The organism is Streptomyces sp. TBY4 (assembly GCF_024213195.1).
Lineage (GTDB): Bacteria > Actinomycetota > Actinomycetes > Streptomycetales > Streptomycetaceae > Streptomyces.
Map to the genome: position 1 here is coordinate 243,785 of NZ_JANAVF010000012.1, position 8,113 is coordinate 251,897.

Consider the following 8,113-nt stretch of genomic DNA (forward strand, 5'->3'; position numbering starts at 1 on the left):
GCCCGACACCCTCGGGCGGGGCCGTCGCCGTCTCACCACCCGGCGGGATCCCCCGCCGCCACGGCGAGCACGCTCCCGTCGGGCGCCGAGGCGTACACCCGCCCGTCCCCGACCACGGGCGCGGGCAGACTCGCCGCGAAGGTGTTATTGCCTGTGCCCATCCGCGGCTTGGTCTGCCCTACGGGCTTTCCTCCGGCCGCGTCGAACGCCAGCAGCCGCCCGTCGGGAGCGGTCAGGAAGACGTGCCCGTCGGCGAACACCGGGCGGGATGCGCCCGCCAAGCCCGTCTCCATGCGCCACTCCTCCTTGGTCGCGCCGACCGCTGCCAGCGCGCCGGGGGCTCCGAAGACGTAGACGACTCCGTCCGGCCCCACCGTCCCTTGCGCTTGGTAGAGCGGCGTCATCAGCCGTACCCGCGTCACCGCGCGGGTGCCCAGGTCCACCCGTACGACCGCCCTGGTGCTGCCCTCGACATCGCTGTCCAGCAGGTACATCCCGCTGCCCACCACTCCGACGGGCTGCAAGAGCCCTGTGGTCCGCGTCTGCCACTGCACTGTCCCGCGCTCCGGGTCCACAGCCGAAAGCTGTGTCGACTTGCCGTCGGCTGTCGGTGCGGCCCCGTACAGCAGCGGTCCACCGGGCCTCTCGGGTCCGCCCGACCAGACGGAACCCGGCCCGCCGAGGGACTTGGTCCAGCGTGCGGTACCCGTTGTCGCGTCCAGTCCCGTGACGGTTCCGTTCGTCCCGGCGATCAGTACGTTTGCCCCGACGGTCACGACGTCCGAACCTTCCGGGAGGTTTCGCTTCCAGCGCTCGGCACCGGTCGAGACGTCCCGTGCCTGGAGCAGTTCGTCGCCCTGAGTCACCACGAACATGAGCCCACCCCCGAAGAGCGGGGCCTCGTCGTTCGCAGGCCGGGTATCCGGTGCGGTCGTGCGTACGGTCCACAGTGCGGACCCGTTTGCGGGGTCGAGCCGGGCCACCGTCGATCCTGGCCCCGAGCAGTACAGGGCCGCTGCCTGCCAGGAACATGCCGAGCCGCGCTCTCCCAGTGCCACTGACCAGGACAAGGGCTGTTGCGGCTCCGCCTCCCTTGGGGCTGTGAGCGGCTTCGGGGGCTTCTCACCGGGTCCGGACCACAGGTAGCCGCCCACGGCCCCACCCGCTAGTAGCACCCCGATCCCCGCGGCGATGGCGACCCGGGTCCGCCGACCGCGCCCAGGGGGCGGGGTGGCGACCCGCTCCCGCCGGTGCGTGACCTCCTCGTCGGGCACGGGCTGCCTCGGCCGCGGGATGAAGGCCTGAGTGTCCTGATCCGTCGGGTACGCCACCGCCCGCAGCGCCACGATCAGCGCATCCGCACTCGGCCGCTCCGCGGGATCCTTGGCCAGGCACTGCGCGACCAGCGGCACGAGCCGCTCCGGCAGACCGGTCAGATCGGGCTCGCTGTGCACCACCTGGTAGGCGACGAGGTAATGGCTGTCGGAGTCGAAGGGCCCCCGCCCGGTCGCCGCGTAGACGAGCACCGCCCCCAGGGCGAACACATCGGCAGCGGTCCCCACCTCCCGCGGCCGCTGGAACTGCTCCGGCGCCATGAACGGCGGGGTCCCGATCAGCTTCCCCGTCTCGGTGCGCAGATCACTGTCCGCCGGCCGCGAGATACCGAAGTCGATGACCCGCACCCCGTCCGGGGCCATCAGCACGTTGCTGGGCTTCAGATCCCGGTGCACGACCCCGGCCCGGTGGATGTCCCGCAGCGCCTCCGCCAGCCCGGCGGCGAGCCGCGCCAGCTCCTGGGGCTCCAGCACCTGTTCCCGTACCCGCTCGGAGAGTGTCGGGGAGTCGATGAACAGCGTGGCCATCCACGGCCGTTCGGCATCGGGGTCCGCATCCACCACAGGCGCGGTGAACGCTCCGCTCACCCGCCGCGCGGCCGCGACCTCCTGCCGGAACCGGGCCCGGAACTCCGGGTCCACGGCGTGCTGCGGATGCACGATCTTGACGGCGAGTTTCAGCCCCGACCCGGAGGTGGCCAGGTGGACGACGCCCATGCCGCCCGAACCGAGCACGGACTCAAGCCGGTACTGCCCGGCGTACTCCGGAAAACCCGCGTAGTCCGTCCGCGCTGAACGCACCGCTCATCACCCCCGCCGGAGCCTAGTCGATGGCCCGTGCGAATCCCCAAGGTCTTGCTACCCTGCGCGGGTTGCGCACAGCAGCATCCAAGGGGGGAGTTTTCATATGTCCGTTGAGAGCGATTCAAGCCAAGTCGAGAGCCTGACCTCGGGGTCGGGATTCCCGACGTTTCCGGTCGCGCCCGGCTACCGCGTGAACGTCCGCAGAGGTCCCGGCACCAGTTACACGGTCCTGCGGGTCCTGCCGCTCGGAGCCTCCGTCGGCATTCGCTGCCAGTGCGAGGGAACGACCGTCACCGGCCCGTACGGAACCACGTCCATCTGGGACAACATCGGCAACGGCGAGTTCATCTCCGACGCCTATGTGAAGACCGGAAGCGACGGCTACATCACCAGCCGCTGCGGCTGACGACACAGAGGTGGGGAAGAAGATGATCAGCAGGCGTCGCCTGCTCGGCCTGGGCAGCTCCGTGATCGCCGCGGTTCCCGCGCTCATGCTCGCGGGGGCGAGCGAGGCAGCCGCTGCCGGAGGAGGGTCGGGTTTCCCGACGTTCCCGGTCGCGCCCGGCTACCGGGTGAACGTCCGCAGAGGTCCCGGTACCAACTACGGGGTCGTTCGGGTCCTGCCGCTCGGAGCGTACGTCTCGATCCAATGCCAGTGCGAGGGAACGAAGGTCTCGGGCCCGTACGGCACCTCGAACATCTGGGACTGCATCGGCAACGGCGAGTTCGTCGCCGACGCCTACGTGAAGACCGGCAGCGACGGCTACGTCGCCACCCGCTGCGCCTGAGGTCCATCCGGTCCAACCCCCGGCCCGCCCCGTGAGACACCCCGGGCCGCTCCCGCCCGGCGGGGGATAATCGCTGGTGTGAGCGACGACCAGCGAGACCAGACCCCCGCCGAGGCGGCCCCGGCCCCGGCCGAGCCCGCGGCCCCCGCGCAGCCCGCCGGCCCCGAGCCCGAGCCGATCCGGTTCTTCGGCACCACCTGGGTGAACCACGACGGCGGCTACGGCGCGCGCCGCGTCGGCGCGGCCGCCGTCGCGCTGGTCCTCGCCGTCATCAGCGCCTTCCTGCTCCGCTTCTCCTACGAGGGTCTGGAGATCGGGAACGTCGGGCCCTTCCTCAGCATCTCGGTCGTCATCCTCTTCGCGATCGCCAGCTCCATCGCCTTCGTCAAGACGTGGGAGTCCTTCAGCCGCCGCCAGCCCCCGTCCTCCGACGAGACGGCCCTCAAGGGCCTGAAGGCGATCGGTTTCATCGGCAGCCTCATCGCGTACTTCCTGCGCTGCTTCGTCGAGGCCCCCGGCGAGAAGCTCCGCCGCACCGAGTACGAGCGCGCCGCGGCCGAATTCACCCGCCGGCGCAGCTCCCGCACCGGCAACCCGGCCGCCCGCCGCCCGAAGCGCAAGAAGTAGCCCGGGCAGGAAGGAGCAGCCCCGGCCGGAAGGAGCAGCCCCGGCCGGAAGCGAAGCCCCTCAGCCGTGCCCCTCAGCCGTGCCCCTCAGCCGTGCCCCCAGCCTTGCGCCGGGGCACAGCCAGGAGCATTATTCATCACATGATGAATAACCAAGCGGCCGCCGCCGTCCACGCCGAGGACCTCACCGTCCGCCGCGGCACCGGCCGCAACCCCCGCACCGTCCTCGACGGCCTCTCCTTCTCCGTCCCCCGCGGCCGCATCACCGGCCTCCTCGGCCCCTCCGGCTGCGGAAAGTCCACCCTGATGCGGTCCGTCGTCGGCACCCAGGCCCACGTCACCGGCACCCTCGACGTCCTCGGCCACCCCGCCGGCCACCCCGGACTCCGCTCCCGCATCGGCTACGTCACCCAGGCGCCCTCCGTCTACGACGACCTCACCGTCCGGCAGAACCTCGACTACTTCGCCGCGATCCTCGACCCCGGCCGCGCCGCCGCCGAGCGCCGCCGCGAGACCGTCACCCGGGCCATCGCCGACGTCGACCTCACCTCCCACACCACCGCCCTCGCCGGAAACCTCTCCGGCGGCCAGCGCAGCAGGGTCTCCCTCGCGGTCGCCCTCCTCGGCAGCCCCGAGCTCCTCGTCCTCGACGAGCCGACCGTCGGCCTCGACCCGGTCCTGCGCCGCGACCTGTGGAACCTCTTCCACGACCTGGCCGCCACCCGCGGCGCCACCCTCCTCGTCTCCTCCCACGTCATGGACGAAGCCGAGCGCTGCCACGACCTCCTCCTCATGCGCGAGGGCCGCCTCCTCGCACAGGACACCCCCGAGGCACTGCGCACCCGTACCCGCACCGACACCGTCGAAGAGGGCTTCCTCCACCTCGTCGACGCCGCGAACGCCGAAGCAGGCACCACCACCCCGGCCCCCCACGGGAGCACCCGATGAGCACCGCCCGCACCCTCGCCACCGCCGCCCGCGTCCTGCGCCAGCTCCGCCACGACCCGCGCTCCATCGCGCTGATGCTGCTGGTCCCCGTACTGATGCTCGTCCTGCTCCGCTACGTCTTCGACGGCAGCCCGCGGACCTTCAACAGCATCGGCGCCTCGCTCCTCGGGATCTTCCCCCTCATCACGATGTTCCTGATCACCTCCATCGCGACCCTGCGCGAACGCACCTCGGGCACCCTCGAACGCCTCCTCGCCATGCCGCTCGGCAAGGGCGACCTCATCGCCGGCTACGCCCTCGCCTTCGGCGCCATGGCGGTCGTCCAGTCCCTGCTCGCCACCGGCGTCGCCCTCTGGGTCCTGGGCCTCGACGTCGTCGGCTCCCCGTGGCTGCTCCTGCTCGTCGCCCTCCTCGACGCCCTGCTCGGCACCGCGCTCGGCCTCTTCGTCTCCGCCTTCGCGGCGTCCGAGTTCCAGGCCGTCCAGTTCATGCCGGCCGTGATCTTCCCCCAGCTCCTCCTGTGCGGCCTCTTCGCCGCCCGCGACACCATGCAGCCCGTCCTGGAGGCGATCTCCGACGTCCTGCCCATGTCCTACGCCGTCGACGGCATGAACCAGGTCCTCACCCACACCGACATGACCGCCGACTTCGTCCGCGACGCCGTCGTCGTCGCCGGATGCGCCGTCCTGGTCCTCACCCTCGGCGCCGCCACCCTCCGCCGCCGCACGCCCTGACCGGTACGCCCTGACCGCACTGCGGACAGGACACCGCCGCTCCCCGCCCGGGTGCAAGGATGGCCACGCAGACGACGTACACGCACCAACAGTTCGGCGAGGTGAATCGGGCATGACCCAGACAGTCGCAGTCCTCGGTACCGGCAAGATCGGTGAGGCCCTGCTCAGCGGGATGATCCGCGGCGGCTGGCCCGCCTCCAAGCTCCTCGTCACCGCCCGCCGCGCGGAACGCGCCGAGGAGCTGCGCACCCGCTACGGCGTCGAGGCCGTCACCAACGCCGAGGCCGCCAAGCGCGCCGACACCCTCATCCTCACCGTGAAGCCGCAGGACATGGGCAAGCTCCTCGAAGAGCTCGCCCCGCACGTCCCCGCGGACCGCCTCGTCATCAGCGGCGCGGCCGGCATCCCGACCTCCTTCTTCGAGGAGCGCCTCGCCCAGGGCACGCCCGTCGTCCGCGTCATGACGAACACCCCCGCCCTCGTCGACGAGGCCATGTCCGTCATCTCGGCCGGCAGCCACGCCACCGCCGCGCACCTCGCGCACACGGAGGAGATCTTCGGCGGCGTCGGCAAGACCCTGCGCGTCCCGGAGTCCCAGCAGGACGCGGCCACCGCCCTCTCCGGCTCCGGCCCCGCCTACTTCTACTACCTCGTCGAGGCCATGACCGACGCCGGCATCCTCCTCGGACTGCCCCGCGCCCAGGCCCACGACCTCATCGTCCAGGCCGCCGTCGGCGCCGCCGTCATGCTCCGCGACAGCGGCGAGCACCCGGTCAAGCTCCGCGAGGCCGTCACCTCCCCGGCCGGCACCACCATCAACGCGATCGTCGAGCTGGAGAAGCACGGCGTACGAGCCGCCCTGATCGCCGCCCTGGAAGCCGCCCGCGACCGCAGCCGCGAACTCGCCTCCGGCAACAGCTGACACCCGCAGGCCGCTACGGGGCTGCGCCCGCAGCCCCGTAGCGGCGTCGGCCCCACCCCTCAGGGCTCCAGCAGCCCGATCGCCCGGTACGCCGAGTCGACCACGGGCCGCGCGATCGCCCGCGCCCGCCCGGCCCCCGCGCGCAGCACCGCCTCCACCGTCCCCGGATCGGCCGCCAGCTCCGCGTGCCGTACGCGGACCGGCCGCAGCAGCTCCACGACGGCGTCGGCGACATCCCGCTTGAGCGCCCCGTACCCGCTGTACCCGTCGGCGAGCTTCTCCGGCTCGCCCCCGGTGCAGGCGGCGAGGACGTCCAGCAGGTTCGCGACCCCGGGCCGCTCCGCCCGGTCGTAGACCACTCCGCCGTCCCCGCTGTCGGTGACGGCCCGCATCACCTTCTTCCGCACCGTCTCCGGCTCGTCGAGGATGAACACCACCCCGGGCCCGGTCTCCCCGGACTTCCCCATCTTCGAAGTCGGCTCCTGCAGGTCCATGACCCGCGCCGCAACCACCGGATGCGTGGCCCTGGGCACGGTGAAGGTGTACCCGTACCGCTGGTTGAACCGCGCCGCCAGGTCCCGGGTCAGCTCGACGTGCTGCCGCTGGTCCTCCCCTACGGGCACCTCGCTCGTCCGGTACGCCAAAATATCGGCGGCCATCAGCACGGGATAGGTGAGCAGCGACAGCCGTACGCCGTCCCCCGAGCCCTGCGCCTTCGCCGCCTTCTCCTTGTACTGCACCATCCGCCGCAGCTCCCCGTCCGAAGCCGTGCACTCCAGCAGGTACGAGAGCCGGGCGTGCTCGTCCACGTGGCTCTGCACGAACAGCGTGCACTTCTCGGGGGTCAGCCCGGCGGCGAGCAGCAGCGTCGCCGCCTGCCGGCTGAGCCGCCGCACCCGGGCCGGATCGTGCTCGACGGTCAGGGCGTGCAGATCGACCACGCAGAACAGCGCCTCGTCGGGTGCCTGCTCGGCGGCGACCCACTGCCGTACGGCCCCCAGGTAGTTCCCCAGCGTCAGATGCCCCGTCGGCTTGACCCCGCTGAAGATCCTCATCATGTCCTTGCTCCCTGTTCCCTGCTCGTCTCGGTGTGGGCGTCGAGGCCACCGCGTCGGGCGACCGAGCCGCTCCCGGGAGGGGAGAAACAGAAACGGCCGCCGAGATCGGCGGCCGTCGAGCGCGTGCGTGCTCGCGTGGATGGTCGGCCGCCGTCAGGCGGCCCACCAGCGAAGGTCGAGCGTGAGCGCACGCGTAGTCATGGGGGAGAGGCTAGACCCTGGGGGATGAAGGGGGCATCAGGTTTGCCCCCTCCGCGGGGCGGGTCAGCCTGGAGTTGACACACTAGTGCCGGATCCGTAAGGTTCTTCGAGTTGTCCGAAGTGAGCGCCGACCCCGGTCGGTCCCCGGACAGCCATCCCGCACTACACATTCGAACGAGCGACTCACTTTGTCGTCCCGTTTTCATGCGTATTTGCGAATGAGGAATCCGCGTCCACGGACGCGGCCGCCGATTAGGTTCGGGGGCAAGGAATCCGCTACTGTCTCACTCGTCGCAAGGGCCCAACAGCCCGAACGACAAACCCCGTTGACTGGGAGTCAGGCCCGAAAGGATCTGATAGAGTCGAACTCGCCGGAAAGGGAAAACGCGAAAGCGGATGACCTGGAAGGCGGAAAACAAGCGAGACGGACTCTGATAGAGTCTGAAACGCAAGAACAGAACGAAAGCCCGGAGGAAAGCCCGAGAGGGTGAGTACAAAGGAAGCGTCCGTTCCTTGAGAACTCAACAGCGTGCCAAAAATCAACGCCAGAAGTTGATACCCCGTCCACTTCGGTGGATGAGGTTCCTTTGAAAAAGACCTGTGAGGTCGCCTTCGGGTGATGCTTGCAGGCAATTACACAGCGAGGACGCAGTGGACGGTCGGTCTTATTCCGACATGACTGTCCCGCTCTAAGTGCG

8 protein-coding genes are annotated in these 8,113 nt (G+C 70.6%); 6 read left to right on the forward strand and 2 right to left on the reverse strand.

The window, feature by feature from the left end; all coding sequences use genetic code 11:
• Positions 1–32: 32 nt before the first annotated feature.
• Positions 33–2,135 carry a PQQ-binding-like beta-propeller repeat protein gene (locus NLX94_RS26880; RefSeq protein WP_254385670.1) on the reverse strand — a complete coding sequence of 701 codons (2,103 nt, stop codon included), beginning with the start codon at positions 2,133–2,135 and terminating at the stop codon, positions 33–35.
• Positions 2,136–2,241: 106 nt separating this feature from the next.
• Between NLX94_RS26880 and NLX94_RS26885 the strand changes: the two genes are divergently transcribed.
• From NLX94_RS26885 to proC, 6 genes are all read left to right on the forward strand, one after another.
• Positions 2,242–2,544 carry a peptidase gene (locus NLX94_RS26885; protein WP_254385671.1) on the forward strand — a complete coding sequence of 101 codons (303 nt, stop codon included), beginning with the start codon at positions 2,242–2,244 and terminating at the stop codon, positions 2,542–2,544.
• An 85-nt stretch (positions 2,545–2,629) separates the two neighbouring features.
• Positions 2,630–2,926 (forward strand): peptidase, encoded by a 297-nt coding sequence (locus tag NLX94_RS26890; RefSeq protein WP_254385693.1) that lies wholly within the window; start codon positions 2,630–2,632, stop codon positions 2,924–2,926.
• Between the two features lie 78 nt (positions 2,927–3,004).
• The gene (locus tag NLX94_RS26895) at positions 3,005–3,553 is read left to right on the forward strand and encodes a hypothetical protein (protein ID WP_254385672.1); all 549 of its coding nucleotides are present in this window, start codon (positions 3,005–3,007) and stop codon (positions 3,551–3,553) included.
• Between the two features lie 140 nt (positions 3,554–3,693).
• Positions 3,694–4,500, forward strand: a complete 807-nt coding sequence (locus tag NLX94_RS26900; protein WP_254385673.1) for an ABC transporter ATP-binding protein — start codon at positions 3,694–3,696, stop codon at positions 4,498–4,500.
• The gene (locus NLX94_RS26905; RefSeq protein WP_254385674.1) at positions 4,497–5,234 is read left to right on the forward strand and encodes an ABC transporter permease; all 738 of its coding nucleotides are present in this window, start codon (positions 4,497–4,499) and stop codon (positions 5,232–5,234) included. The genes NLX94_RS26900 and NLX94_RS26905 overlap by 4 nt, the downstream gene beginning before the upstream one ends.
• 112 nt (positions 5,235–5,346) lie before the next feature.
• The gene (proC, locus tag NLX94_RS26910) at positions 5,347–6,156 is read left to right on the forward strand and encodes a pyrroline-5-carboxylate reductase (protein WP_254385675.1); all 810 of its coding nucleotides are present in this window, start codon (positions 5,347–5,349) and stop codon (positions 6,154–6,156) included.
• A 59-nt stretch (positions 6,157–6,215) separates the two neighbouring features.
• Here the strand turns inward: proC and trpS are convergent, their stop codons facing one another.
• Positions 6,216–7,214 carry a tryptophan--tRNA ligase gene (gene trpS / locus NLX94_RS26915; RefSeq protein ID WP_254385676.1) on the reverse strand — a complete coding sequence of 333 codons (999 nt, stop codon included), beginning with the start codon at positions 7,212–7,214 and terminating at the stop codon, positions 6,216–6,218.
• Positions 7,215–8,113: the final 899 nt, after the last annotated feature.